This window comes from Serratia sp. CY74737, assembly GCF_052166775.1.
GTDB lineage: Bacteria > Pseudomonadota > Gammaproteobacteria > Enterobacterales > Enterobacteriaceae > Serratia > Serratia ureilytica.
In genome coordinates this window covers 167,322-191,715 of sequence record NZ_JBJNOF010000009.1, presented here as the reverse complement: position 1 = coordinate 191,715, position 24,394 = coordinate 167,322, and the positions used below count along the sequence as shown (strand labels likewise).

The 24,394-nt window shown below is 61.6% G+C and carries 23 protein-coding genes; 12 read left to right on the top strand and 11 right to left on the bottom strand.

The window, feature by feature from the left end:
• Positions 1-166: 166 nt before the first annotated feature.
• Positions 167-1,033, bottom strand: coding sequence for a 4-(cytidine 5'-diphospho)-2-C-methyl-D-erythritol kinase (gene ispE / locus ACJ8PE_RS15180; RefSeq protein WP_099782339.1), 867 nt, complete (start codon positions 1,031-1,033; stop codon positions 167-169).
• Complete coding sequence (gene lolB, locus ACJ8PE_RS15175; RefSeq protein WP_197759963.1) at positions 1,030-1,653, bottom strand: lipoprotein insertase outer membrane protein LolB; 624 nt, start codon at positions 1,651-1,653, stop codon at positions 1,030-1,032. The genes ispE and lolB overlap by 4 nt, the downstream gene beginning before the upstream one ends.
• Before the next feature lie 468 nt (positions 1,654-2,121).
• Here lolB and hemA point away from each other — a divergent pair, with 468 nt between their 5' ends.
• Genes hemA through kdsA form a run of 6 tightly spaced genes read left to right on the top strand, consistent with a single transcriptional unit; the run spans position 2,122 to position 7,496 of the window.
• Positions 2,122-3,384 (top strand): glutamyl-tRNA reductase, encoded by a 1,263-nt coding sequence (hemA, locus tag ACJ8PE_RS15170; protein ID WP_019454778.1) that lies wholly within the window; start codon positions 2,122-2,124, stop codon positions 3,382-3,384.
• A 31-nt stretch (positions 3,385-3,415) separates the two neighbouring features.
• A complete protein-coding gene (gene prfA, locus ACJ8PE_RS15165; protein ID WP_033652048.1) occupies positions 3,416-4,501 on the top strand; it encodes a peptide chain release factor 1 in 1,086 nt (361 codons plus the stop codon).
• Positions 4,501-5,334 (top strand): peptide chain release factor N(5)-glutamine methyltransferase, encoded by an 834-nt coding sequence (gene prmC, locus ACJ8PE_RS15160; RefSeq protein WP_197792834.1) that lies wholly within the window; start codon positions 4,501-4,503, stop codon positions 5,332-5,334. Before prfA ends, prmC begins: the two co-directional genes overlap by 1 nt.
• A 44-nt stretch (positions 5,335-5,378) precedes the next feature.
• Positions 5,379-5,777, top strand: a complete 399-nt coding sequence (locus ACJ8PE_RS15155; protein WP_033642758.1) for a SirB2 family protein — start codon at positions 5,379-5,381, stop codon at positions 5,775-5,777.
• Positions 5,774-6,583 (top strand): invasion regulator SirB1, encoded by an 810-nt coding sequence (gene sirB1, locus ACJ8PE_RS15150; RefSeq protein WP_033642759.1) that lies wholly within the window; start codon positions 5,774-5,776, stop codon positions 6,581-6,583. Before ACJ8PE_RS15155 ends, sirB1 begins: the two co-directional genes overlap by 4 nt.
• Positions 6,584-6,641: 58 nt before the next feature.
• Positions 6,642-7,496: a 3-deoxy-8-phosphooctulonate synthase gene (gene kdsA, locus ACJ8PE_RS15145; protein ID WP_004941087.1), complete on the top strand. Its 855-nt coding sequence runs from the start codon at positions 6,642-6,644 to the stop codon at positions 7,494-7,496.
• Between the two features lie 46 nt (positions 7,497-7,542).
• On the opposite strand, the gene dauA is transcribed toward kdsA, so the two are convergent.
• The gene (gene dauA, locus ACJ8PE_RS15140) at positions 7,543-9,231 is read right to left on the bottom strand and encodes a C4-dicarboxylic acid transporter DauA (protein ID WP_404768949.1); all 1,689 of its coding nucleotides are present in this window, start codon (positions 9,229-9,231) and stop codon (positions 7,543-7,545) included.
• Between the two features lie 232 nt (positions 9,232-9,463).
• On the bottom strand, positions 9,464-9,949 hold the full coding sequence (locus ACJ8PE_RS15135) for a heme-degrading domain-containing protein (protein WP_197759965.1): 486 nt from the start codon (positions 9,947-9,949) through the stop codon (positions 9,464-9,466).
• A 199-nt stretch (positions 9,950-10,148) separates the two neighbouring features.
• On the opposite strand from ACJ8PE_RS15135, the gene ACJ8PE_RS15130 reads away from it, so the two are divergent.
• Positions 10,149-11,249, top strand: coding sequence for a GGDEF domain-containing protein (locus ACJ8PE_RS15130; RefSeq protein ID WP_197792837.1), 1,101 nt, complete (start codon positions 10,149-10,151; stop codon positions 11,247-11,249).
• Positions 11,250-11,281: 32 nt separating this feature from the next.
• Here the strand turns inward: ACJ8PE_RS15130 and mfd are convergent, their stop codons facing one another.
• Entirely contained in the window at positions 11,282-14,755 is a 3,474-nt protein-coding gene (mfd, locus tag ACJ8PE_RS15125; RefSeq protein WP_094143686.1) for a transcription-repair coupling factor, read from the bottom strand.
• A 10-nt stretch (positions 14,756-14,765) separates the two neighbouring features.
• Positions 14,766-15,026 carry a hypothetical protein gene (locus ACJ8PE_RS15120; RefSeq protein ID WP_197792838.1) on the bottom strand — a complete coding sequence of 87 codons (261 nt, stop codon included), beginning with the start codon at positions 15,024-15,026 and terminating at the stop codon, positions 14,766-14,768.
• A gap of 38 nt (positions 15,027-15,064) precedes the next feature.
• Between ACJ8PE_RS15120 and lolC the strand changes: the two genes are divergently transcribed.
• Genes lolC through cobB form a run of 5 tightly spaced genes read left to right on the top strand, consistent with a single transcriptional unit; the run spans position 15,065 to position 20,034 of the window.
• A complete protein-coding gene (gene lolC, locus ACJ8PE_RS15115) occupies positions 15,065-16,267 on the top strand; it encodes a lipoprotein-releasing ABC transporter permease subunit LolC (RefSeq protein WP_049300656.1) in 1,203 nt (400 codons plus the stop codon).
• Positions 16,260-16,964, top strand: a complete 705-nt coding sequence (gene lolD, locus ACJ8PE_RS15110) for a lipoprotein-releasing ABC transporter ATP-binding protein LolD (RefSeq protein ID WP_004941120.1) — start codon at positions 16,260-16,262, stop codon at positions 16,962-16,964. Before lolC ends, lolD begins: the two co-directional genes overlap by 8 nt.
• Positions 16,964-18,211, top strand: coding sequence for a lipoprotein-releasing ABC transporter permease subunit LolE (gene lolE / locus ACJ8PE_RS15105; RefSeq protein WP_033642765.1), 1,248 nt, complete (start codon positions 16,964-16,966; stop codon positions 18,209-18,211). The genes lolD and lolE overlap by 1 nt, the downstream gene beginning before the upstream one ends.
• Before the next feature lie 54 nt (positions 18,212-18,265).
• Positions 18,266-19,186 carry an N-acetylglucosamine kinase gene (gene nagK, locus ACJ8PE_RS15100; protein ID WP_197759969.1) on the top strand — a complete coding sequence of 307 codons (921 nt, stop codon included), beginning with the start codon at positions 18,266-18,268 and terminating at the stop codon, positions 19,184-19,186.
• A gap of 11 nt (positions 19,187-19,197) precedes the next feature.
• A complete protein-coding gene (cobB, locus tag ACJ8PE_RS15095) occupies positions 19,198-20,034 on the top strand; it encodes a Sir2 family NAD+-dependent deacetylase (protein ID WP_033642767.1) in 837 nt (278 codons plus the stop codon).
• 45 nt (positions 20,035-20,079) lie between these two features.
• Here the strand turns inward: cobB and potD are convergent, their stop codons facing one another.
• From potD to ACJ8PE_RS15070, 5 genes are all read right to left on the bottom strand, one after another.
• The gene (gene potD / locus ACJ8PE_RS15090; RefSeq protein ID WP_033642768.1) at positions 20,080-21,123 is read right to left on the bottom strand and encodes a spermidine/putrescine ABC transporter substrate-binding protein PotD; all 1,044 of its coding nucleotides are present in this window, start codon (positions 21,121-21,123) and stop codon (positions 20,080-20,082) included.
• A 226-nt stretch (positions 21,124-21,349) separates the two neighbouring features.
• Positions 21,350-22,132 carry a spermidine/putrescine ABC transporter permease PotC gene (gene potC / locus ACJ8PE_RS15085; protein ID WP_197792840.1) on the bottom strand — a complete coding sequence of 261 codons (783 nt, stop codon included), beginning with the start codon at positions 22,130-22,132 and terminating at the stop codon, positions 21,350-21,352.
• Positions 22,129-22,989: a spermidine/putrescine ABC transporter permease PotB gene (potB, locus tag ACJ8PE_RS15080; RefSeq protein ID WP_033642771.1), complete on the bottom strand. Its 861-nt coding sequence runs from the start codon at positions 22,987-22,989 to the stop codon at positions 22,129-22,131. Before potB ends, potC begins: the two co-directional genes overlap by 4 nt.
• Positions 22,973-24,088, bottom strand: a complete 1,116-nt coding sequence (gene potA, locus ACJ8PE_RS15075) for a spermidine/putrescine ABC transporter ATP-binding protein PotA (protein ID WP_197759971.1) — start codon at positions 24,086-24,088, stop codon at positions 22,973-22,975. The genes potB and potA overlap by 17 nt, the downstream gene beginning before the upstream one ends.
• Positions 24,089-24,096: 8 nt before the next feature.
• Positions 24,097-24,387 carry a hypothetical protein gene (locus ACJ8PE_RS15070; protein ID WP_127897190.1) on the bottom strand — a complete coding sequence of 97 codons (291 nt, stop codon included), beginning with the start codon at positions 24,385-24,387 and terminating at the stop codon, positions 24,097-24,099.
• Between the last annotated feature and the right edge of the window lie 7 nt (positions 24,388-24,394).

The following is a 24,394-nucleotide window of genomic DNA, read 5'->3' as shown; positions in this document are numbered from 1 at the left end:
CCTCAGGCTTGCGTCCAGAGAAGATATTGTCATGCGACATCGCCAAGGGGCAGTCGGCGACGCCGGCGCAATATACATACGGGTATGTAAAACTAAAATTGAGACCGCAGGCAGCGCAGGGATAACAGGGCCAGGTGTGCATGACCCTGCGCAGCGAAACGTTGAGCTACGACTCAAACCGCCCGGAACGGATGCGATGTAGTGGGGAGACGTTAACGCCGCGCGCTACAAAACCACACAACCACTCCGGGGCTTGATTTAACACCTGACGGGCGGCGATTTCTGTGTCGAATTCAGCAAACACACAAGCACCTGTGCCAGTCAGGCGTGACGGGGCGTATTCTAACAGCCATGAAAGAAGCTGTTCAACCTCGCGAAAACGTTTTCTTGCGATCGGTTCGCAATCATTTGCGTACGGCGCCTGCAACAGCTCACTTAAGGAGCGAACCGGGGTATCTCTTTTCAATTCGGCGTCGCCGAAGATAACCGGCGTCGGGATGCCGACGCCGGGATGCGCCACCAGATACCATTTTTCCTGCGGCTCGGCCGGCTGCAGGCGCTCGCCGATGCCTTCGGCGAAGGCGGCGTGGCCGCGCACGAACACCGGCACGTCGGCGCCGAGGCTGAGCCCCAGCTCTGCCAGTTGGTCGTCGCCAAGACCGCAGCGCCACAATTCGTTCAGCGCCACCAGCACGGTGGCGGCGTTGGAGGAGCCGCCGCCCAAACCGCCGCCCATCGGCAGGCGTTTGTCGATGCTGATATCGGCGCCGCGCGGCGCGGTTTGCAGGCTGCGTTCATCGCAATAGCGTTGCAGCAGGCGGGCGGCGCGCACGATCAGGTTCTGCTCGTCCGGCACGCCCTCAACCGGCGTCAGCAGGTGAATGCGGTCGTCCTGGCGTGGGTCGATGGTCAGGGTGTCGCCGTAGTCCAAAAACTGGAACAGCGTCTGCAGCAGGTGATAGCCGTCTTCACGACGGCCGGTGATGTACAGAAACAGGTTGAGTTTCGCGGGGGAGGGCCACTGGCGGATCATTTGAGCGTCCAGTTATCCATCTTCAGCTTGATGCGCTGGTCGCCCTGCAGCAGCTCCAGGCGGTTCGGCAGCGTCGGCTGCACCTCGTTGCTGTAGCCCTGGTAATCCACTTTCCAGGTCTGGCCGCCTTGCTGGTAGGTCAGTTTGCTCAGACGATATTGGTCATCCAGCGCAAAATCGCTGGCTTCGCCCGGCAGGCCGAGCATCCACTGGCGCAGGTTGTTCAGCGGGATCGCCATGCCGGTCAGCTTGCGGATCATCTCTTCCGGGTTGTCGCTGACATAGCGTTTGCCCTGGTTGTCGGTCAGCTGCACCACGTTTTTCTGCACGTTGAGATCCATTTCCGTGCTGCCCAGCGGGTTGGTCAGCAGCAGGCGGTAGCGCTCCGGCGAGAACTGCTGCCAGAAGAAGCGGGCGTAGACTTTTTTCTGATCAGACAAGTAGGCGAAGGAGCCGCGGGTCTGATAGGTGCTGAGCTGTTGCACCGCCTGCTCATGGGCGCGCCACTGCGGTGAGGTTGGGCTGGTGGCCGGGCCGGTCGGCTTGGTGGTGGTACAGGCGGCCAGCACCAGGCTGGCCAGCGGGATCAGACGGAGCAAACTAACTTTGCGTATTGGCATAACTTTCTCTTGTCCTTTTGTCCTTGCGGGCATGCGCGACGAAACCCGGATTCAGCGCTCACGCTAACGGGGCGGCGGCGACGCGTCAATTTTTTGCTGCATCGCGTTGAATCTTGCCGCTTTTACCGGCGCAATGCCAACCCGGCGCGCGCGTCGGGGTCGCCATTAAGATTAACACAATCGGCTGAAGGCGGGGGAGGCGCGCCCGATAAGGGGTGCCGGAGTTGCGCAAACGCCGCCGCTGCGTACGCCGAATAGCGTGCGCGTTATCGCAAACTGCGCTAAAATTTAAGCAATCAACCTACCCTATGACTATTTATCCTGCTGTATTTATTGCTTATTCATTAATTGATGTCATCTATGACAGCGATTGAACGGAAGATGCGGTTGTTACTTTTATTGATCCCGCGCATCAAGTAGAATGCCGTTCAACGAGAACCCGTACCAAGATAAGTATTACTCGAAGCAATGACCCTGCTGGCGTTAGGTATAAATCACAAAACCGCTCCGGTTTCTCTGCGTGAAAGGGTGACCTTCTCGCCAGAGTCCATCGATGAGGCGCTAACCAGCTTGCTCCAACAACCGTTGGTGCAGGGCGGCGTCGTGTTGTCCACCTGCAACCGCACCGAGCTGTACCTCAGCGTAGAGCAGCAGGAACACATGCACGAGCAGCTGGTCGCCTGGCTGTGCGCGTACCACAACCTGCGCCCGGAAGAGGTGAAGAAAAGCCTGTACTGGCATCAGGGCAACGACGCGGTCAGCCATCTGATGCGGGTGGCCAGCGGGTTGGACTCTCTGGTGCTGGGCGAACCGCAGATCCTCGGCCAGGTGAAAAAGGCCTTCGCCGAGTCGCAACGCGGCCAGTCGCTGTCCGGCGAGCTGGAGCGGCTGTTCCAGAAATCCTTCTCCGTCGCCAAGCGCGTGCGCACCGAAACCGAAATCGGCGCCAGCGCGGTCTCCGTGGCTTTCGCCGCCTGTACGCTGGCGCGGCAGATCTTCGAATCGCTGGCCGATCTCAACGTATTGCTGGTGGGCGCCGGTGAAACCATCGAGCTGGTGGCGCGCCACCTGCGCGAACACAAAGTGCGGCACATGATCATCGCCAACCGCACCCGCGAGCGCGCGCAGCTGCTGGCGGACGAGGTCGGCGCTGAGGTGATCACCCTGCCGGAGATCGACGAACGCCTGGCGGACGCCGACATCATCATCAGTTCCACCGCCAGCCCGCTGCCGATCATCGGCAAGGGGATGGTGGAGCGCGCGCTGAAGGCGCGCCGCAACCAGCCGATGCTGCTGGTGGATATCGCCGTACCGCGCGATATCGAGCCGGAGGTCGGCAAACTGGCCAACGCCTATCTGTACAGCGTGGACGATCTGCACGCCATCATTCAAAGCAACCTGGCGCAGCGCAAAGCGGCGGCGGTGCAGGCGGAGTCGATCGTGCAGCAGGAAAGCACCAACTTCATGGCCTGGCTGCGCTCGCAGGGCGCGGTGGAAACCATCCGCGACTACCGTTCGCAGGCCGACCAGATCCGCGCAGAAATGGAGGCCAAAGCGCTGGCCGCCATCGCGCAGGGCGCCAACGTGGAGCAGGTTATTCACGAGCTGGCCCATAAACTGACCAACCGTCTTATTCATGCCCCCACCAAATCCCTCCAGCAGGCCGCCGGCGACGGCGACGTGGAGCGGTTGCAGTTATTACGCGACAGCCTCGGGCTGGATCAGCATTAGTTTTCTCTATTAACAGGGTTTATTACCACGCATGAAGCCTTCTATTGTTGCCAAACTGGAAGCGTTACAAGAGCGCCATGAAGAAGTGCAGGCGCTGCTCGGCGATGCCGGCGTCATCGCCGACCAAGACCGGTTCCGCGCGCTGTCGCGAGAATACGCGCAGCTGACCGACGTCAGCCGCTGCTTCCTGGAATGGCGTCAGGTGCAGGAGGATCTGGAGACGGCGGAAATGATGCTGGACGATCCGGAGATGCGCGAGATGGCGCAGGAAGAGCTGAAACAGGCGCGGGCGAGCAGCGAAGAGCTGGAACAGCAGCTGCAGGTCTTGCTGCTGCCGAAAGATCCGGATGATGAGCGCAGCTGCTTCCTCGAAGTGCGCGCCGGCACCGGCGGCGATGAGGCGGCGATCTTCGCCGGCGATCTGTTCCGCATGTACAGCCGTTACGCCGAAGGCCGCCGCTGGCGCGTCGAGGTGATGAGCGCCAACGAAGGCGAGCACGGCGGCTTCAAAGAAGTGATCGCTAAAGTTTCCGGCGACGGCGTGTACGGCCAGCTGAAGTTTGAATCCGGCGGCCACCGCGTGCAGCGCGTGCCGGAAACCGAATCCCAGGGGCGAATCCACACCTCCGCCTGCACCGTGGCGGTGATGCCGGAAGTGCCGGAAGCCGAGTTGCCGGACATCAACCCGGGCGATCTGAAAATCGACACCTTCCGCTCCTCCGGCGCCGGCGGCCAGCACGTTAACACCACCGACTCGGCGATCCGCATTACCCACCTGCCGACCGGCATCGTGGTGGAGTGCCAAGACGAACGTTCACAGCACAAAAACAAAGCCAAGGCGATGTCGGTGCTGGGCGCGCGCATTCGCGCCGCCGAGATGGCCAAGCGCCAGCAGGCCGAGGCGTCCACTCGCCGCAACCTGCTGGGCAGCGGCGATCGTTCCGATCGCAACCGCACCTACAACTTCCCGCAGGGGCGGGTGACCGACCACCGCATCAACCTGACGCTTTACCGCCTGGATGAAGTGATGGAAGGCAAACTGGACATGCTGATCCAGCCGATCGTGCAGGAGTATCAGGCCGATCAGCTGGCTGCGCTGTCCGCCGAGCAAGAGTGATGGATTATCAACACTGGCTGAAAGCCGCCGCCGCGCGTTTGACCCACAGCGACAGCGCCCGGCGCGACGCGGAAATCCTGTTGGGTTTCGTGACCGGCAAGGCCAGAACCTTCCTGATGGCGTTCGGGGAAACCCTGCTGACGCCGCCGCAGCAACAGCAGCTGGAGACGCTGCTGGCGCGCCGCGAACGCGGTGAGCCGGTGGCCTATCTGGTGGGCGAGCGCGAGTTTTGGTCGCTGCCGCTGTCGGTCTCGCCCGCGACGCTGATCCCACGCCCGGATACCGAATGCCTGGTGGAACTGGCGCTGGCGCGCCTGCCGCCGCAACCCTGCCACTTCCTCGATCTCGGCACCGGCACCGGCGCCATCGCGCTGGCGCTGGCCAGCGAGCGCCCGGATTGTTCGGCAATCGGCGTCGATGTGCAGCCGGACGCGGTCGCGCTGGCGCAGCACAATGCGAGCAAGCTGAAGATCGACAACGTTCGATTTTTACAGGGCAGCTGGTTTGCGCCCGTGGCCGGGCAACGCTTTGCGCTGATCGCCAGCAATCCGCCCTATATCGACGCCGCCGATCCGCATTTGTCGCAGGGCGACGTGCGCTTCGAGCCGGGCAGCGCGCTGGTGGCCGCCGAGCACGGGCTGGCCGATCTGGCCGCCATCGTGCGCCAGGCGCCGCACTATCTGCAGCCACAGGGCTGGCTGCTGTTGGAACATGGCTGGCAGCAGGGTGAGAGCGTGCGCGCGCTGCTGCAGGCCGCCGGATTTTCCGCTGTCGCCACCCACCGTGATTACGGCGACAACGATCGTGTGACGCTCGGCCAATGGCCGGGATAAGCGCCCCTCATAATAACGACGTCCGGGCCATCTAAGGGAGCATCATGACTGCATACACCGCGTTGAAACATTTCCATTTGCTGACGGTCGCCATCAGTATTACCTTGTTTGTGCTGCGTTTTTACTGGCAGTGGCGCCGCTCGCCGATCGTGGGGCGCCGCTGGGTCAAGATAGCGCCGCACCTGAACGACACGCTGCTGTTCGTCAGCGGCATTGCGCTGGTGGTGACGTTCGGGTTTTATCCGCTGCTGGGTATGGACTCATGGCTGACCGAGAAGCTGTTTGGCGTTATTATCTATATCCTGCTTGGCTACGTCGCATTGGGCAAGAAGACCAAAAGTCAGCGGCTGCGAACCGTGGCGTTCGTGCTGGCGTTGGGCTGTCTGTATCTGATAATTAAACTTGCCACGACGAAAATACCGTTTCTGATGGGATACCTATGAGTAGCATTGCTGATTTTGAATTTAACACCTCGCCGCTGAGCGAAGGGGTGATCCTGGTGTCGCAGTCGGTAAGGCGTGATTTCCCCGCCGCCGACGTGGAGCGCAAGCTGCAACAGCTGGTGGACGAAGCGCGCGCGGCGGTGCCGGCCGACATCACACAGGAGCAGCAACTGGATGCGCTCATCGAACTGTTCTACAAAACCTGGGGATTCGGCGGCGCCAGCGGCGTCTATCGCCTGTCGGACGCCATCTGGCTGGATAAGGTGCTGGAGGGGCGGCAGGGCACGCCGGTTTCGCTCGGCACCATCTTCCTGCATATCGCCAACGCGTTGGATTTGCCGCTGTTGCCGGTGATTTTCCCCACTCAGCTGATCCTGCGCGCCGATTGGCTGGATGAAGAGCTGTGGCTGATCAACCCGCTGAACGGCGAAACCCTGAGCGAGCACCAGCTGGAAGTGTGGATCAAGGGCAACCTGGGGCTGGGTGCCGAGCTGGAAGACGACGATCTCGACGAATCCGAGAACATCATGGTGGTGCGCAAGATGCTGGATACGCTGAAGGCCGCCCTGATGGAAGAAAAGCAGCTGGAAATGGCGCTGCGCACCAGCGAAACGGTGCTGTGCTTCGATCCGGAAGATCCGTACGAGATCCGCGATCGCGGGCTGATTTACGCCCAGTTGGAGTGCAACCATATCGCGATTTCCGATCTCAACTATTTTGTCGAGCAGTGTCCTGAAGACCCGGTCAGCGAAGTGATCAAAGTGCAGATCCATTCGATTGAGCCGAAACAGGTGACGCTGCATTAATTCAATGACTCCGTGCAGTTTGCAAGGCGACGGTTACAACCTTAACAAAGGCGAAAGCATGAAACAGAAAGTGGTTAGCATTGGCGACATCGACGTAGCAAACGACCTGCCGTTTGTGCTGTTTGGCGGTATGAACGTGCTGGAATCGCGCGATCTGGCGATGAGCATCTGCGAGCACTACGTCACCGTGACGCAAAAACTGGGCATTCCTTACGTTTTCAAAGCTTCTTTCGACAAAGCCAACCGTTCTTCCATCCACTCGTACCGCGGTCCGGGCCTGGAAGAAGGGATGAAGATCTTCGAAGAGTTGAAGAAAACCTTCGGCGTGAAAATCATCACCGACGTTCACGAAGCGGCGCAGGCGCAGCCGGTTTCCGAAGTGGTTGACGTGATCCAACTGCCGGCCTTCCTGGCGCGTCAGACCGATCTGGTGGAAGCGATGGCGAAAACCGGCGCGGTAATCAACGTCAAGAAGCCACAGTTCGTCAGCCCGGGGCAGATGGGCAACATCGTCGACAAATTCAAAGAAGGCGGCAACGACCAGGTGATCCTGTGCGATCGCGGCAGCAACTTTGGTTATGACAACCTGGTGGTCGACATGCTGGGCATCAACGTGATGAAGAACGTGACCGGCGGCCATCCGGTGATCTTCGACGTGACCCACGCGCTGCAGACCCGCGATCCGTTCGGCGCCGCGTCCGGCGGCCGTCGCGCTCAGGTGGCCGAGCTGGCGCGCGCCGGCATGGCGGTTGGCCTGGCAGGGCTGTTCCTCGAAGCGCACCCGGATCCGAACAACGCCAAGTGCGACGGCCCGTCCGCGCTGCCGTTGGACAAGCTGGAGCCGTTCCTGGCGCAGATGAAAGCTATCGACGACCTGGTGAAGAGCTTCCCGGAGCTGGATACCAGCAACTAAGCGTTCATCGCCAAAAAAAAGCCCGACTCGTCGGGCTTTTTTACGTTTAGGCGCCGGTGTCTGCCAGCGCTTCCGGCAGCGTCGGGTAGAACTGCAGCCGGCCCTCGATCGGCTGCACCCGCGCGCGCGCCAGGGTTTTCAGCGGCTGGAACGGCACGTCGGTGATCACCAGCTTTTTATCCGCCGGCAGCGCGTCGATAAAGCGACGCAGGGCGCTCAGGCCGCCGGCGTCTAGCACCGGCACCGCATCCCATTGTAGCACGATCGTCCGATAGCCCTCGCTGCGCGCCAGCAGTTCGGTAAAGATGCGCTCGGCGGCGGCGAAGAACAGCGGGCCGTTCACTCGCAGCACCAGGCGGTCATTGTCGGCGCTCAGTTCGCTCAGCCGCGTCATGCGGGCGATACGGCGCATAAACAGCAGCGACGCCAGCACGATGCCTACGGTAATGGCGATCACCATGTCGAACAGCACCGTCAGCGACATGCACAGCAGCAGCACCAAAATATCGTCCTTCGGCGCCCGGCGCAGCAGGTAAACCACCTTGTGGGCCTCACTCATGTTCCAGGCGACCATCAACAGCAGCGCCGCCATCGCCGCCAGCGGCAGATAAGAGAGCCACGGCGCCAGGACCAGCAGCGCCAGCAGCACCAGCAGCGCGTGGATGATGGCGGATACCGGCGAGGTGGCGCCGGCGCGCACGTTGGCGGCCGAACGGGCAATCGCGGCGGTCGCGGTGATGCCGCCGAAGAACGGCGCGATGATGTTGCCCGCGCCCTGGCCGATCAGTTCGCTGTTCGAGTTATGCTTCTTGCCGGTCATGCCGTCGAGCACCACCGCGCACAGAAGCGATTCAATCGCCCCGAGCATCGCCATCGAAAACGCCGCCGGCAGCAGGGCGGAGACGGTTTGCCAGCTGAGGCTGAACGGTTGCCCGCCGCCGCCCGGCAGATCCCAGGGCAGCAGCAGCTGCGGCAAGATAGGCGGGATGCCCTGGCCGCTGCTGCCGTCGGCCAGCAGGTAGCTGAAACGGGAGCCGATGGTCGCCACCGGGTGGTCAAACAGCGTCAGCAGCCCCATCAGCGCGGTGCCCGCCAGCAGCGCCGGCAGGTGGCCGGGCACGCGCAGGCCGAGCTTGGGCCAGAAGATCAGGATCAAGAGCGTCACCACGCCGATCAGGGTATCGCCGAAATCCAGCGTTGGCAGCGCCTGCAGCAGGGCGTACAGTTTGCCGACGTAATTTTCCGGCGTGTGCGCCAGCTGCAGACCGAAAAAGTCCTTAATCTGCATGGTGGCGATGGTGATGGCGATACCGGAGGTAAAGCCGAGCGTCACCGGCAGCGGAATGTACTCGATCAGCCGGCCAAAGCGCGCCAGCCCCATCAGCAGCAGAAATACCCCAGAGATCAGCGTGGCGACCAGCAGGCCGGCCAGGCCGAACTGCTGCGAGACCGGATAGAGGATCACCACGAAGGCGGCGGTGGGGCCGGAGACGCTGTAGCGCGAACCGCCGCTGACGGCGATGACGATGCCGGCGATGGCGGCGGTATACAGGCCATACTGCGGCGGCACGCCGCTAGCGATCGCCAGCGCCATCGCCAGCGGAATGGCGATAATGCCGACCGTCACCCCGGCGATGGCGTCTTTCAGCAACCGCGCCAGGCTATAAGGTTCCCGCCAGCAGGCGTCTATCAGCGCGCTGAAGGGGCGGATTTTGTTTATTTCATGGGTTTTCATCTACGGTGCGTACCAAATCTTCAAAAGTGAAAGGAATGGCGGGCCCGATGAGGTCCGTCTTGTCACGTGACAGATACCATACGCCTTTTGCTCAGCGGATTACCAGACCTGTATCAATTTGGCGCAGGAAATCAGAGAGTCGCCGTTTTATCCGGCGCTAAATGCCGCTGATGAGTAAGTCAGCCGCAGATTCTGCGGCTGAAAAGGAAAGGAATAATCAAAGTTTTAATAGCTAGTGGAGTTCGGGCAAGGATAAGCCGAGAAAGTGGGCTAAAGTGCTCACCAGCAGCTGATGATCTTCTTTCTGCGGCGCGCCGGAAATGCTGATGCTGCCGACGCAGCCGAGGCCGGTCAGGGTGAGCGGGAAGGCGCCGCCGTGCACCGAATAGTCGCGCACGCTCAGCCCGTAACGCTCCTCCAGCGACGTTTGCCGCTGCTGCAGGCGCAGGCCGATGGCGTAAGAACTTTTGTGAAAATGGTTCACCAGATTGCGCTTGCGCCGCACCCAGTCAGCGATATCCGGCGTGGCGCCCGGCATGGCGTAATAAAACAGCGTTTGCCCGGCCAGTTGGATCTCGATGGCGATGCTCAGGCCGCGCCGTTCGGCGGCGGTTTTCAGCGCCGCGCCCAGCTCCCAGGCGGTGGCGGCGTCAAAATGGGTAAAGGCCAGCGTCGCTTCCTGTTCGCTGAGCGCCTGCAGTTCATCGTCGATATTCATGCGGTTCTCCCCCGATAGCACAGGGCACAGAGTAGCCTGAAGCGTGCATCGTGAGATAGACGGCTTGGCGATAAGATAGAACTGCTACTCTATTAATAGACCGTGTAAAATAGCCGCCGCCGAGCGGAGACGACAGGGATGCGTTATTCAACGTCTGCATATTACCCCCTGGCGACCCCGAGGAGCGCGCTGACTATTTATGACTTACATTGCGTCCATTTCCACCCTTTACAGCGACGCCTGCATCACCTACGCGACGCTGTCGATAAGCTATTTCCTGCTCAGCAAGAATGCCCCTTTTTCTTACCAGTCCGCACGGTGGAAGCGCGTTGTATTCGGCCTGCTGGCCGGGGTAGCGGTACTGTATTTAAGCCAGGACCGGCTGGAGTTGACCGATAAGGTTCACTACAGCTTTGCGATGATCCCGATGATTTTGGTGACGTTCTTCGGCGGCGGCGTCAGCGGGCTGGTAAGCTTTCTGTTCGCCATGGCGCTGACCGGCGGCTTCACCGTCGATAACCTGTTTATCGCCTCAATCCTGGTGCCGTTGCTGCTGTCGCGCGTGTGGCTGAAGAAATCCCATCGGGTGTTTTACCTGACGATCGGCGTCATCGCGCTGTATCGCATCGTTGTGGTGTGGCTGTTGGTGGACCTAAGGGGGCTGTGGCCGGATGTGTTGCTGTACCAGGCGGCTTCGGCGCTCTGTCTGGCGATTTGCTATCATGCGCTGAATTTCAAAGAGCGCCACATCTACGCCTATTTCGCGATGCGCGCGCGCGCCACGACCGACAGCGTGACCCACATCAACAACCGCGCCAGCGTCGATTATCACCTGATGCTGCAGCGCGCCGAACGTCGCCCGTGCGGGCTGATGATCCTCGATTTGGATAACTTCAAAAACATCAACGACACTTACGGTCACCCGGCCGGCGACGTGCTGCTGGCGAGCGTGGGGCGGCTGTTGCAAAACAGCGTGCGCAATGAGGACTTCGTCGGGCGCTACGGCGGCGAAGAGTTTATGGTGATCACCGCCAGCTACGATCCGCAGGTGATCGGCGGGGTGGCCGAGCGCATTCGCAGCGCGGTGGAAAGCTCGACGTTCTTGCTGAATGCGCACGACGAAGCGCACATCACAATGTCCATCGGCGTGTCGCTGTATCTGCCTGGCATGATGCTGGACAAGGCGATCGCCATGACCGACGAGGCCTTGTATGAGGCGAAGCGCAGCGGCAAAAACCGGGTGGTGACCAGCCGCGTGATGCAGCTGGCGCCGCTCGGCGCCGGATTCCCGCGCGAGTAAGCCGCCCCCGCCGCCACGGCGGGGGCGTTGGCTCAGGCCGCCAGCGTGTGTTCGCGGAAGGCGTTCAGCAGCTCTTCGGTGAACGTCAGGCGTTTCTGGCGATCGGCCAGATCGAGCGTGAACTTCAGCTTGCTCGGGCCATCCAGGCGGTAAACCTGCGGATTGCCCTGCAACAGGCCGATCAGATAACCCGGGTCGACGCGGTTATTGTCGCCGAACTCGATAAAGCCGCCGCGCTCGTTGCTCTCGATGCGTTTGATCCCCAGCTTCTGCGCATGAAGCCGCAGCGCTGCGCACTGCAACAGGTTACGCGCCGCGTCCGGCAGTTGACCGAAGCGGTCGATCAGCTCGACCTTCAGCTCATCCAACTCACCGTCGTTCTTCGCGCTGGCGATGCGCTTATACAGCGACAGGCGGGTATTGACGTCGGGAATGAAATCTTCCGGCAGCAGCGCCGGCATGCGCAGCTCCACCTCGGTCTGGCTGTTGGTAAGATCTTCCAGCGACGGTTCGCGGCCGTTTTTCAACGCGTCGACGGCGCTTTCCAGCAGCTCCATGTAGAGCGAGAAGCCGACGGTGGTCATCTGGCCGCTCTGGTCTTCGCCCAGCAGCTCACCGGCGCCGCGGATCTCCAGATCGTGGGTCGCCAGCGCAAAACCGGCGCCGAGGTCTTCCAGCGAGGCGATGGCCTCGAGCCGTTTATGGGCGTCGGTGCCCATGGCTTTCGGGTTTGGCGTCAGCAGATAGGCGTAAGCCTGGTGGTGCGAACGTCCGACGCGGCCGCGCAATTGATGCAGCTGCGCCAGGCCGAAGCGATCGGCCCGCTCGATGATGATGGTGTTGGCGCTGGGAATATCGATGCCGGTTTCAATGATGGTGGTGCACACCAGTACGTTGAAGCGCTGGTGGTGGAAATCGTTCATCACCCGTTCCAGATCGCGTTCGCGCATCTGGCCGTGGCCGATGGCGATGCGCGCTTCCGGCACCAGCTCTGCCAGACGCTGCGCCGCTTTCTCAATGTTTTCCACGTCGTTGTAAAGGTAGTAAACCTGTCCGCCGCGCAGCACTTCGCGCAGGATCGCCTCGCGCACCACCAGGCTGTCGTATTCGCGCACGAAGGTCTTCACCGCCAAGCGGCGCGCCGGTGGGGTGGCAATGATCGACAGATCGCGCATGCCGCTCATCGCCATGTTCAGCGTCCGCGGGATCGGCGTGGCGGTCAGCGTCAGGATATCGACGTCGGCGCGCATCGCCTTGATGCGCTCCTTGTGGCGCACGCCAAAGCGGTGCTCTTCATCGACGATCAGCAGCCCCAAATCCTTCCAGCGCAGATCGCTCTGCAGCAGTTTGTGGGTGCCGATGATGATGTCCACTTTGCCTTCGGCCGCGTCGTCCAGCACCTGTTGCTGCTCTTTGGCGCTGCGGAAGCGCGACATCATCTCGATGCGGATCGGCCAGGTGGCGAAGCGATCGCGGAAGTTGTCGAAGTGCTGCTGCGCCAGCAGCGTCGTTGGCACCAGCACCGCCACCTGCTTGCCGTTTTCCACCGCCAGGAAGGCGGCGCGCATCGCCACTTCGGTTTTGCCGAAGCCGACGTCGCCGCACACCAGGCGATCCATCGCCAGCGGCTGGCACATGTCGCTCAGCACCGCGTTGATCGCCTGTTCCTGATCCGGCGTGGTTTCGAACGGGAAGCTCTGGCAGAACAGCTGGTACTGCTCGCGGTTGTGTTTGAAGGCGAAACCGGCCTTGGCGGCGCGCTGGGCGTAAATATCCAGCAGCTCGGCCGCCACGTCGCGCACCCGCTCGGCGGCTTTCTGCCGCGCGCGGGTCCAGGCGTCGCCGCCCAGTTTGTGCAGCGGTGCGTTTTCGTCCGCGCCGCCGGCATAACGGCTGATCAGATGCAGCGAAGAAACCGGCACGTACAGCTTGTCCTCACCGGCGTAGGAGAGGATCAGGTATTCGGCCTTGATGCCGCCAGCTTCCAGCGTGGTCAGACCGACGTAGCGGCCGACGCCGTGCTCCAGATGCACCACCGGCTGGCCGGGATGCAGCTCCGCCAGGTTGCGGATCAGGGTATCGGTATTGATGGTGCGTCGGTTATCCTGCCGGCGGCGGCTGACGCGCTCGCCGAGCAGATCGCTTTCGCAGATCAGCGCCCGCCGGCGCAGGCCGTCGAGGAAGCCGTGTTCGGCGGCGCCGACCATCATGTAACGGCCCGCGGTTTCCGCCTGATCGAGTCGTTGGATCAAGGCAGGCGCCAGCTTGATGCGGCCGAGCAGATCCTGCAGCGTTTCACGCCGCCCCTCGCTCTCGACGGAGAAGATCACGCTGCCGTCAAAACTTTCAATAAAGCGGCGCAGATTATCCAGCGGGGATTTATGCTGCGCCTGCACCGCCAGATCGGGCAGGGCATGGTAATCCAGATTGGTATTGCCCGCTTTGGCCGGCAGCTCATCGGTTTTCAGCGCGATGCGCGGCCAGGCTTTCAGCTCGCCGAACAGCGCGTCAACGCGCAGCCACAGCGTATCCGGCGCCAACAGCGGGCGCATCGGATCGACGCGGCGGCTTTCGAAACGCTGGTTGACGTCCTGCCAGAAGCGCTCGGCGGCGCCCTCCAGATCGCCGGTGTTGACGATCAGCGTATTGGCCGGCAGGTAGCTGAACAGCGACGGCAGCGGCTGGCTGAAGAACAGCGGCTGCCAGTATTCGATGCCGGCGGGCCATGCGCTTTTGCTGACCTGCTGATAGATGTGCTCGGCGTCGCGACGCACCTCAAACTGCTCGCGCCACTGGCTGCGGAACAGCTCGATGGCGTTTTTGTCGGTAGGGAACTCGTGGGCCGGCAACAGATTGATGGCCTCGACTTCGCTCAGTGTGCGCTGGGTGTCGACGTCGAAGATGCGCAGGCTGTCTATCTCGTCATCGAAGAAGTCGATGCGGTAAGGCTCATCGCTGCCCATTGGATACAGGTCGAGCAGTGCGCCGCGGGTGGCGAATTCGCCGTGCTCCATTACCTGATCGACGCTGCGGTAGCCGGCCTGTTCCAGCTGCGCGCGCAGCTTGTCGCGCGACAGGCGCTGGCCTTTTTTCATCACCAGCGCATGGCCGTGCAGGAACTCGTGCGGGCAGACGCGTTGCATCAGGGTATTGACCGGCAGAATGATCACGCCGCGCGCCATGGTCGGCAGGTGATACAGGCTCGACAAACGGTCGGAGATGATTTCCTGGTGCGGCGAGAAGCTGTCGTACGGCAGGGTTTCCCAGTCGGACAGGGTGGTCACCATCTGATCGGTGAACTGTTGAATCTCGTCGCGCAGCCGCAGGGCGTTTTGCATGTCCGGCGCGATCAGCATCACCGGGCCAGGGTGACGTTCGACGATCTCGGCGCACTCCACGGCGCAGGCCGCGCCGGTCAGTTGCCCCAGCTGGCGCAGATCGCCCGCGCGATCGGGCAGAGAATAACGGGGGGATGAGGAACGGTTACGGCTATCGGAAGTGCTCATTCAGGTATCTTTAATCAATGTGTTGGATGGCGTCCCGGCACGGATAACCCAGCGCCTTTATGTTGTTTATAGTAGCCCAGCGGCCGGCAAACTGACACAGCAAAAAGCGCTGCCCATCAATTTTCTGCCGGTTATTTAACCGGTTAATGCCGTCTGTTTTTTGCGGCTGAAGATAAATAACGCGCGAAGCTGCCGCCGTCTCCCTCTTCGCCGCCACGCAATAAAAGGCCGTCGGGTGTTCCCTAAACGAGGGAGAGCCTTTATTATCCATGATCACTTTGCTTAAGCCACGGCTATCAAACGGATTTCATGTATCAACCTGTCGCGTTATTCATTGGCCTGCGCTATATGCGCGGGCGAGCCTCAGACCGCTTCGGGCGGTTTGTGTCCTGGCTTTCCACCATCGGCATTACGCTGGGGGTGATGGCGTTGGTCACCGTGCTGTCGGTGATGAACGGATTCGAAAAGGATCTGGAGAACAACATTCTCGGCCTGATGCCGCAGGCGTTGGTCACCAGCCCGCAAGGATCGATCAACCCGCAGCAGCTGCCGGCCTCCGAGGTGCAGAAGCTGCAGGGCGTCACGCGCGTTGCGCCGCTGACCACCGGTGACGTGGTGCTGCAAAGCGCTCGCAGCGTGGCGGTCGGGGTGATGCTCGGCGTGAATCCCGACGAGGCCGACCCGCTGACCCCGTATCTGGTCAACGTCAAGCAGCAACAGCTGCAGCCGGGCCAATACAACATCATCATCGGCGAACAGCTGGCGGGGCAACTCGGCGTCAAGCGCGGCGATTCGCTGCGCGTGATGGTGCCGAGCGCCAGCCAGTTCACGCCGATGGGCCGCATTCCCAGCCAACGTTTGTTCACCCTCATTGGCACCTTCCACGCCAACAGCGAGGTGGACGGCTATCAGCTGCTGGTCAACCAACAGGATGCTTCGCGCCTGATGCGCTATCCGGCCGGCAACATCACCGGCTGGCGTCTGTTCCTGCAACAGCCGCTGACGGTCGATACCCTCAGCCAGCAGGCGCTTCCGGCGGGCACCGTCTGGAAAGACTGGCGCGATCGCAAGGGCGAGCTGTTCCAGGCGGTGCGCATGGAGAAGAACATGATGGGGCTGTTGCTCAGCCTGATCGTGGCGGTGGCGGCGTTTAACATCATTACCTCGCTCGGCCTGCTGGTGATGGAGAAGCAGGGCGAGGTCGCCATTCTGCAGACTCAAGGGCTGACCCGCCGCCAGATCATGTCGGTATTTATGGTGCAGGGCGCCAGCGCCGGCATCATCGGTTCGCTGCTCGGCACGCTGCTCGGCGTGCTGCTGGCTACCAACCTGAACAACCTGATGCCGATCCTCGGCGCATTGATCGACGGCGCTTCGCTGCCGGTGGCGGTCGATCCGCTACAGGTGACGATTATCGCCGTGGTGGCGATGGCGGTTTCCCTGTTGTCCACGCTCTATCCTTCATGGCGCGCTGCCGCCGTACAACCCGCTGAGGCTTTACGTTATGAGTAACCATCTTTTGCTGCAGTGTGACAACCTGTGCAAGACCTATCAGGAAGGCAACCTGCACACCGACGTGCTGCGCAACGTCAGCTTTGCCATGCAGCAGGGCGAGATGATGGCGATCGTCGGCAGCTCGGGTTCCGGCAAGAGCACCCTGTTGCACCTGCTGGGCGGGCTGGACTCGCCGACCTCCGGCGAAGTGATCTTCAAGGGCGAATCGCTGAACGCCATGTCTTCGGCGGCCAAGGCCGAGCTGCGCAACCGCCAGCTGGGCTTCATCTATCAGTTCCACCATCTGTTGCCGGACTTCACCGCGCTGGAAAACGCCGCCATGCCGCTCTTGATCGGCGGCGCCAAACCGGCGCAGGCGCAGGAGAAAGCGCGGGAGATGCTGGCGGCGGTCGGGCTGGAAAAGCGCAGCAAACACCGCCCGTCCGAGCTTTCCGGCGGCGAGCGTCAGCGCGTGGCGATCGCGCGCGCGCTGGTCAATAACCCGGCGCTGGTGCTGGCGGACGAACCGACCGGCAACCTCGACAAGCGCACAGCGGACAGCATCTTCGATCTGCTCGGCGAGCTGAACGTGCGTCAGGGCACCGCTTTCCTGGTGGTAACGCACGATCTGCAGCTGGCCAAGCGCCTGAGCCGCCAGTTGGAAATGGCCGACGGCCACTTGCAGGCGCAGCTGACCCTGATGGGGGCCGAGTAATGGCGGGAGCCTCACTGTCCTTCCTGACGGCCCTGCGTTTCAGCCGCGGCCGTAAACGCGGCGGCATGGTGTCGCTGATCTCGGTCATCTCCACCATTGGCATCGCGCTGGGGGTAGCGGTGCTGATCGTCGGTCTGAGCGCGATGAACGGCTTTGAGCGCGAGCTGAAGAACCGCATTCTGGCGGTGGTGCCGCACGGCGAGCTCGAGCCGGTCAATCAGCCGTTCAGCGGCTGGCCGTCGATTCTGCAGCGGGTGGAAAAGGTGCCGGGCATTGTGGCCGCCGCGCCGTACATCAACTTTACCGGCCTGATGGAAAACGGCGCGCAGCTGCGCGCGGTGGAAGTCAAAGGCGTGGATCCGCAGCAGGAGAGCCGACTGAGCGCGTTGCCGCAGTATGTGCAGGGCGACGCCTGGGCCAACTTCAAGCCCGGCGAGCAGCAGGTGATCCTCGGCAAGGGCGTGGCCGACGCGCTGGGCGTCAAGCAGGGCGCCTATGTCACGGTGATGATCCCCAACAGCGACCCTGAGATGAAGCTGCTGCAGCCGAAGCGTATTCGCCTGCACGTGACCGGCATTTTGCAGCTCAGCGGCCAGCTCGATCACAGCCTGGCGCTGGTGCCGCTGGCCGATGCGCAGCAGTATCTCGACATGGGTGACAGCGTCACGGGCATCGCTCTCAAGATGAACGACGTGTTCGCCGCCAACAAGCTGGTGCGCGACGCCGGCGAAGTGACCAACGCTTACATCTACATCAAGAGCTGGATCGGCAAGTACGGCTACATGTACCGCGACATCCAGATGATCCGCGCCATCATGTACCTGGCGATGGTGCTGGTGATCGGCGTGGCCTGCTTCAACATCGTCTCCACGCTGGTGATGGCGGTGAAAGACAAAAGCGCCGACATCGCGGTGCTGCGCACCCTGGGCGCCAAAGACGGCTTTATCCGCGCCATTTTCATCTGGTATGGGCTGCTGGCCGGGCTGCTGGGCAGCCTGAGCGGCGTGGTGATCGGGGTGATCGCCTCGCTGCAGCTGACCAACATCATCCGGGGCATCGAGAAACTGGTCGGCCACTCCTTCCTGTCGGGCGATATCTACTTCATCGACTTCCTGCCTTCCGAGCTGCACTGGCTGGACGTGCTGATCGTGCTGGCGACCGCTATCGTGCTGAGTCTGTTGGCCAGTTGGTATCCGGCGAGGCGCGCCAGCCGCATCGATCCGGCGCGGGTGCTGAGCGGACAATAAAACCCACGGGGAGGCAGCGATGCCGCCCCGTTTTTTTTAGCCTGGGGATGGGTTATGTACTACGGTTTCGATATGGGCGGCACCAAGATTGAGCTGGGGGTGTTCGACGACAGCCTGCAGCGCATTTGGCAAAAGCGGGTGCCGACGCCGCGCGACGATTATCGGCAACTGCTGGCTACGCTGTGCGAGCTGACCCTTGAGGCGGATGCGTTTTGTGGCCGGCGCGGCAGCGTCGGTATCGGCATTCCGGGCCTGCCCAACGACGATGATGGCACGCTGTTTACCGCCAATGTGCCGGCGGCGATGGGGCGGCCGCTGCCGCGCGATCTGGCGGCACTGATCGGGCGCGAGGTGCGGGTCGATAACGACGCCAACTGCTTTGCGCTGTCGGAGGCCTGGGACGACGAGTTCCGCCGCTACCCGACGGTGCTGGGCATCATCCTCGGCACCGGCGTAGGCGGCGGCCTGATCGTCGAGGGCAAGACGGTGCCCGGGCGCAACTACATCGCCGGCGAGTTCGGCCATTTGCGCCTGCCGGTGGACGCGCTCGAGGTGCTGGGGCGTGATGTGCCTCGCGTCGCCTGCGGGTGCGGCCATCAGGGTTGCATTGAAAATTACATATCGGGCCGCGGTTTCGAATGGATGTACGCCCATTTTTATGGCCGGCGCTTGCCTGCCACCGAGATCATTGCGCATTATCAGGCGGGTGAGCCGCAGGCCGTGGCGCATGTCGATCGCTTTATGGACGTGCTGGCGATCTGCCTGGGTAATCTGCTGACGGTGCTGGATCCGCACCTGGTGGTGATCGGCGGCGGGCTGTCGAACTTCGACGCCATTTACCAGGCGTTGCCGCAGCGGCTGCCGGCGCACCTGCTGCGGGTGGCCCGGCTGCCGCGCATCGAGAAGGCGCGCTATGGCGACGCCGGCGGCGTGCGCGGCGCAGCGTTCCTCAATTTGGTAAACAGGGAAAAGTAAGGAGAGAGTTAATGCACACTCGCCATCGGCTGTGTCAGTTTCGCAAGAGTAAGCATGTGCTGCATCAGCGCTTTCGTTCACGCATTTTTCACCGTGACACCATGGCGGCGGCCGAGCTGAAAAAGCCGTTTGTGGTGGTGTTGACCGGGGCCGGCATTTCGGCCGAGTCGGGTATTCGCACCTTCCGCGCCGCGGATGGGCTGTGGGAAGAGCACCGGGTGGAGGACGTCGCCACGCCGGAAGGTTTTCAGCGCGATCCGGCGCTGGTGCAGGCATTTTACAACGAACGCCGCCGCCAGCTGCAGGCGGAGGACATTGCCCCGAACGCCGCGCACCGCGCGCTGGCGGATCTGGAAGAGTGGCTGGGGGACAACTTCCTGCTGGTCACGCAAAACATCGATAATCTGCATGAGCGCGCCGGCAGCAAGCGGGTGCTGCACATGCACGGCGAATTGCTGAAGGTGCGCTGCACCCAGTCGGGGCAGGTGTTCGAGTGGCCCGGCGATCTCAGCGTCGACGAGCGCTGCCACTGCTGCCAGTTCCCGGCGCCGCTGCGGCCGCATGTGGTATGGTTCGGCGAGATGCCGCTGGGCATGGACGACATCTACCAGGCGCTGAGCAAAGCCGATTTCTTCGTCGCCATCGGCACCTCCGGCCACGTCTATCCGGCGGCCGGGTTCGTGCATGAGGCGCGGCTGGGCGGCGCCTACGCGATGGAGCTGAACCTGGAGCCGAGTCAGGTGGAAAGCCAGTTCGACGAGAAACACTACGGTCTGGCCAGCGAAGTGGTGCCGCGTTTTGTGCACAAATTCCTGGTGGGCAAGGTGGCGCGGGCCGATAAGCCCTAAAGACATCAGGGCGCAATGCGCGCCCTGATGGGATGGCGGGGCGCGTTAGCGCCCGGCTTTCAGTTTTTGGAAGTAGCTTTCGTACAGCGTGCTGGCGTCGCCGACGTCGTTTTGCCACTCGCCGTGCTCAATCACCGTCTTATCCGGGTAGAGAGACGGATCGTTGGCGATCTCCGGCGACAGCAGCTTCTTCGCCGCCAGGTTCGGCGTCGGGTAACCGATGGTTTCCGCCACCTGCACCGCGATTTCCGGCCGCAGCAGGAAGTCGATCAGCTTCAGCGCCCCCTCGACGTTGCGCGCGTTGGCCGGAATGGCCAGGCTGTCCATCCAGAAGATCCCGCCTTCCTTCGGCCAGACGATCTCCAGCGGCGTGCCGGCCTGGCGCGCCACGAAGGCCGAACCGTTCCACACCATGCCGACGTTGACTTCCCCTTCCATAAACGGGTTGCCCGGGTTGTCGGAGTTGAAGGCCAGCACGTTCGGCATCAATTTTTGCAGTTCGCGGTACGCGGCTTCAATCTCTTTCGGATCGGTGGTGTTGCCAGAATAGCCCAGCTTGAGCAGCGCCATCTGGAACACTTCGCGCGCATCGTCGGTCAGCAGCAGGCGGCCTTTGTACTGCGGTTGCCACAGATCGGCCCAGGAGGTGACGGTGGACGGATCCTGCGCGTCGCTGTTAACGCCGATGGCGGTGGCGCCCCAGATGTAAGGGATGGAGTAGTCGTTGTTGGGATCGAACGGCTTGTTCAGCAGGGTAGGATCGAGATCCTTGAAGTGGCTGAGCTTGCTCTTGTCGATTTTTTGCAGCATGCCTTCCTTGCTCATCTTGGCGATGAAGTAAGTGGAAGGCACCACCAGATCGTACGCGCCGTCCTTGTAGGTCTTCAGCTTGGCGTACATGCTTTCGTTGGATTCATAGGTGGAATAAATCACCTTGATGCCGGTTTCTTTGGTGAACTGCTCCAGCAGCCCCGGCGGGACGTATTCAGTCCAGTTATAGAAATACAGCGTTTTGCCGTCAGAGGCGTTTGCAGAGCAGAAACTCAGCGCCATCATCCCGGCTGCGAGCAGATGTGACCACTTTTTCATGCAGCGTATCCTTCAGCAGTAGTGAACCGAACCCGTATGAGCCGCCGTTTTCGGCCGCGCCATACCCCAGAAAGGGGCCATTATAGGGGCCGGGGCGGGGTGGGTAAAGGCGGTTATCCCAGCGGCAAATCAGCGGGTTAACCGAGTCACGGCAATCACCAAAGGCCGCTTTCATATCATTGTGGTCAATGAAAGAGACGGGCGCAGCAGCGCCCGGCGGGAAGGATTACTCGGCCTTGGGCGAGCGATCGCGCATCACCCACTGGCTGGCGATCACCAGCGTCAGCGACAGCAGCAGCAAAATGGTGGCCAGTGCGTTAACCTCCGGCGAGACGCCGACTTTCACCATCGAATAGATCTTCAGCGGCAAAATCTCGTAGCTCGGCCCGGTGACGAAGGAAGAGACGACCACGTCGTCCATCGACAGGGTGAAGCTCAGCAGCCAACCGGCCGCCACCGCCGGCATCGCCAGCGGCAGAATGATTTTGCGCAGGATGGTGAACTCGCTTGCGCCGAGATCGCGCGCGGCTTCCAGCATCTTCACGTCGAAGCCTTTCAGGCGCGCGTAGACGGTCACGACCACGAACGGCAGGCAGAAGGTGATGTGCGAGAACAGCAGCGACCAGAAGCCGAGCGAAATGCCCAGCAACATGAACAGCACTAGCAGCGAGATGGCCATCACGATGTCCGGCGACATCATCACCACAAACAGCATGCCGCCGACGAACGGTTTGCCGCGGAAGCGGTAGCGGTACAGCGCCACTGCGGTCAGCGAGCCGATCAGCGTGGCGAAGGTGGCGGAGAGCATCGCCATGGTCAGCGAGTGGCCCGCCGCCTGCAACAGGCTGTCGTTGTTGAGCAGCGTGCTGTACCACTTGGTGGTGAACCCTTGCCAGTTGATGCCGAAGCGCGAGGCGTTGAAGGAGTTGACGATCAGGATGACGATCGGGATATACAGATAGGCGTATACCAGCGTCATAAAGCCGCCGCGCATCAGACGTCCGATCATGCCAGATCCTCCTTCTTGTTCAGCAGGCGGGCGGCCCGGTAATAGACCAGCAGCAACAGCCCCATCACCAGCGTCAGGCAGATGCTGGTGGCCGCGCCGAACGGCCAGTCGCGGATATTGAGGAACTGGCTTTTAATCACGTTGCCGATCAGCAGGTTTTTGGCGCCGCCCATCAGATCGGCGACGAAAAACAGCCCCATCGCCGGCAGCACCACCAGCAGGCAGCCGGCGATAATGCCCGGCATGGTCAGCGGCACAATGATGCGGATAAAGGTTTGGAGCTTGCTGGCGCCGAGATCGCGCGCCGCCTCCAGGCAGGATTTATCGAGCTTTTCGATGCTGGAGTAGAGCGGCATCACCATAAACGGCAGCAGGATATACACCAGGCCGAGGATCACCGCTTCCGAGGTGTACATGATGCGCAGCGGCTTGTCGATGACGCCGATCCACAGCAGCGCGTCGTTGAGATAGCCGCGGGTGCTGAGAAACAGCTTCAGGCCGTAGATGCGGATCAGCGAGTTGGTCCAGAAGGGCACGATCAGCAGAAACAGCAGCAGCGGCCGCACCTTCTGCGGCAAGCGCGCCAGAATAAAGGCGAACGGATAGCCGATCACCAGGCAGCACAGGGTGGCGATCAGCGCCATGTTCAGCGAGTGCAGCAGCACCTGGGCATACAGCGGATCGAACAAGCGCCGGTAGTTATCCAGCGTGAACACCATCTGCACCAGGTTGGCGTCATCACGGGTCAGGAAGCTGGCGCCGATGATCATCAGGTTCGGCATGAACACGAACAGCAACAGCCAGGCGACGACGCCGACGATCACCACATTCTGGAAGACTTTACGCGATTTCTTCATCGGCCAGCACCACCTCCCAGCTTTCGACCCAGGTCACCGCCATCTTCTGATTGAGCGAGTGATCGACGTCCGGATCGTCTTCGTTGAAGAACTCGCTGACCATCACCGTTTTGCCGTTCTCCAGCTCGACCACCGATTCCAGCGTCATGCCTTTGTAGTTGCGCTCACGCACGTAACCGATCAGCCCGTCGTGCTGCGCGCTGTCGTTCACTTCTTCCACCCGCAGATCCTCCGGGCGCAGCAGCACCTTCAGCTTTTGGCCCGGTTCTACCGGCAGATCGGCATAGATGTCGCACTCGCGGCCTTCCACGTTGGCGCGCACCCGCTGCGGATCGAGGCGTTGCAGGACCACCGCGTCGAAAATGTTGATCTCGCCGATGAAGCTGGCGACGAACAGGTTTTTCGGCTCTTCATAGATCTCACGCGGCGTGCCGTCTTGTTCGATGCGGCCTTCGCGCATCACCACGATGCGATCCGACATGGTCAACGCTTCTTCCTGATCGTGGGTGACGAACACGAAGGTGATGCCCAGCTTGCGCTGCAGCGCTTTCAGTTCGTTCTGCATCTGCTTGCGCAGCTTGTAGTCCAGCGCCGACAGCGATTCGTCCAGCAGCAACACCTTCGGCTTGTTGACCACTGCGCGGGCGATGGCCACGCGCTGCTGTTGGCCGCCGGAGAGCTGGCCCGGCCGCCGTTGGGCGAAGGCATCCAGCTGCACCATGCGCAGCGCCTCTTCGACGCGCGGCGTCAGTTCGGCCGCCGGCACCTTTTGCATACGCAGGCCGAAGGCGACGTTGTCGAACACCGACATGTGCGGAAACAGGGCATAGCTCTGAAACACGGTGTTGACGTGGCGATGCTCGGCCGCAATGGCGGTGATGTCCTGGCCGTCGAGCGCGATGCGGCCCCGATCGGCGTCTTCCAGACCGGCGATCAGGCGCAGCACCGTGGTTTTGCCACAGCCGGAGGGGCCAAGAATGGTGAGGAATTCGCCGTGATTAATCGTCAGATCCAGATCGGCAATGATGGTTTTGCCATCGAACGCTTTGCTCAGGGCATGCAGTTCAACAAGGGGGGCTCGAGAGGATGTCTCAGTCATTTATCGTCTTACTCTATCCCGTGGGCTAATGCAGATAGAACCGCAACTGGAAAAGACTGCCGGAGCTTGCGGGCATGCCCGCGATTCAAAAGAAGCTCAAACCAGTTGCGCCAATGGAAATTTTTCGAGCGCGCATGATAGACGCTGAATGCCGGAATTGAAAGCCGATCCGGCCCAGATGCCGCGTTTTTCATCATGATAGCGACAAATGACCCTGTGATGACAGCGTTATTTCCCTCTGAAATCATCACAAAGATTAATGATATTGGCGAATTCTGGTTAAAAATGACCTGACGCAATATTTGA

Bases quoted from the DNA above. Each gene is read 5' to 3' on its own strand.
- ispE (WP_099782339.1), bottom strand. From the start codon at position 1,033: ATGATCCGCCAGTGGCCCTCCCCCGCGAAACTCAACCTGTTTCTGTAC.
- potA (WP_197759971.1), bottom strand. From the start codon at position 24,088: ATGACTGAGACATCCTCTCGAGCCCCCCTTGTTGAACTGCATGCCCTG.
- lolB (WP_197759963.1), bottom strand. From the start codon at position 1,653: ATGCCAATACGCAAAGTTAGTTTGCTCCGTCTGATCCCGCTGGCCAGC.
- ACJ8PE_RS15120 (WP_197792838.1), bottom strand. From the start codon at position 15,026: ATGGATAATAAAGGCTCTCCCTCGTTTAGGGAACACCCGACGGCCTTT.
- mfd (WP_094143686.1), bottom strand. From the start codon at position 14,755: ATGAGCACTTCCGATAGCCGTAACCGTTCCTCATCCCCCCGTTATTCT.
- ACJ8PE_RS15155 (WP_033642758.1), top strand. From the start codon at position 5,379: ATGACTGCATACACCGCGTTGAAACATTTCCATTTGCTGACGGTCGCC.
- ACJ8PE_RS15130 (WP_197792837.1), top strand. From the start codon at position 10,149: ATGACTTACATTGCGTCCATTTCCACCCTTTACAGCGACGCCTGCATC.
- ACJ8PE_RS15135 (WP_197759965.1), bottom strand. From the start codon at position 9,949: ATGAATATCGACGATGAACTGCAGGCGCTCAGCGAACAGGAAGCGACG.
- prfA (WP_033652048.1), top strand. From the start codon at position 3,416: ATGAAGCCTTCTATTGTTGCCAAACTGGAAGCGTTACAAGAGCGCCAT.
- potB (WP_033642771.1), bottom strand. From the start codon at position 22,989: ATGAAGAAATCGCGTAAAGTCTTCCAGAATGTGGTGATCGTCGGCGTC.
- prmC (WP_197792834.1), top strand. From the start codon at position 4,501: ATGGATTATCAACACTGGCTGAAAGCCGCCGCCGCGCGTTTGACCCAC.
- lolC (WP_049300656.1), top strand. From the start codon at position 15,065: ATGTATCAACCTGTCGCGTTATTCATTGGCCTGCGCTATATGCGCGGG.
- nagK (WP_197759969.1), top strand. From the start codon at position 18,266: ATGTACTACGGTTTCGATATGGGCGGCACCAAGATTGAGCTGGGGGTG.
- sirB1 (WP_033642759.1), top strand. From the start codon at position 5,774: ATGAGTAGCATTGCTGATTTTGAATTTAACACCTCGCCGCTGAGCGAA.
- lolD (WP_004941120.1), top strand. From the start codon at position 16,260: ATGAGTAACCATCTTTTGCTGCAGTGTGACAACCTGTGCAAGACCTAT.
- dauA (WP_404768949.1), bottom strand. From the start codon at position 9,231: ATGAAAACCCATGAAATAAACAAAATCCGCCCCTTCAGCGCGCTGATA.
- lolE (WP_033642765.1), top strand. From the start codon at position 16,964: ATGGCGGGAGCCTCACTGTCCTTCCTGACGGCCCTGCGTTTCAGCCGC.
- kdsA (WP_004941087.1), top strand. From the start codon at position 6,642: ATGAAACAGAAAGTGGTTAGCATTGGCGACATCGACGTAGCAAACGAC.
- hemA (WP_019454778.1), top strand. From the start codon at position 2,122: ATGACCCTGCTGGCGTTAGGTATAAATCACAAAACCGCTCCGGTTTCT.
- potD (WP_033642768.1), bottom strand. From the start codon at position 21,123: ATGAAAAAGTGGTCACATCTGCTCGCAGCCGGGATGATGGCGCTGAGT.
- cobB (WP_033642767.1), top strand. From the start codon at position 19,198: ATGCACACTCGCCATCGGCTGTGTCAGTTTCGCAAGAGTAAGCATGTG.
- potC (WP_197792840.1), bottom strand. From the start codon at position 22,132: ATGATCGGACGTCTGATGCGCGGCGGCTTTATGACGCTGGTATACGCC.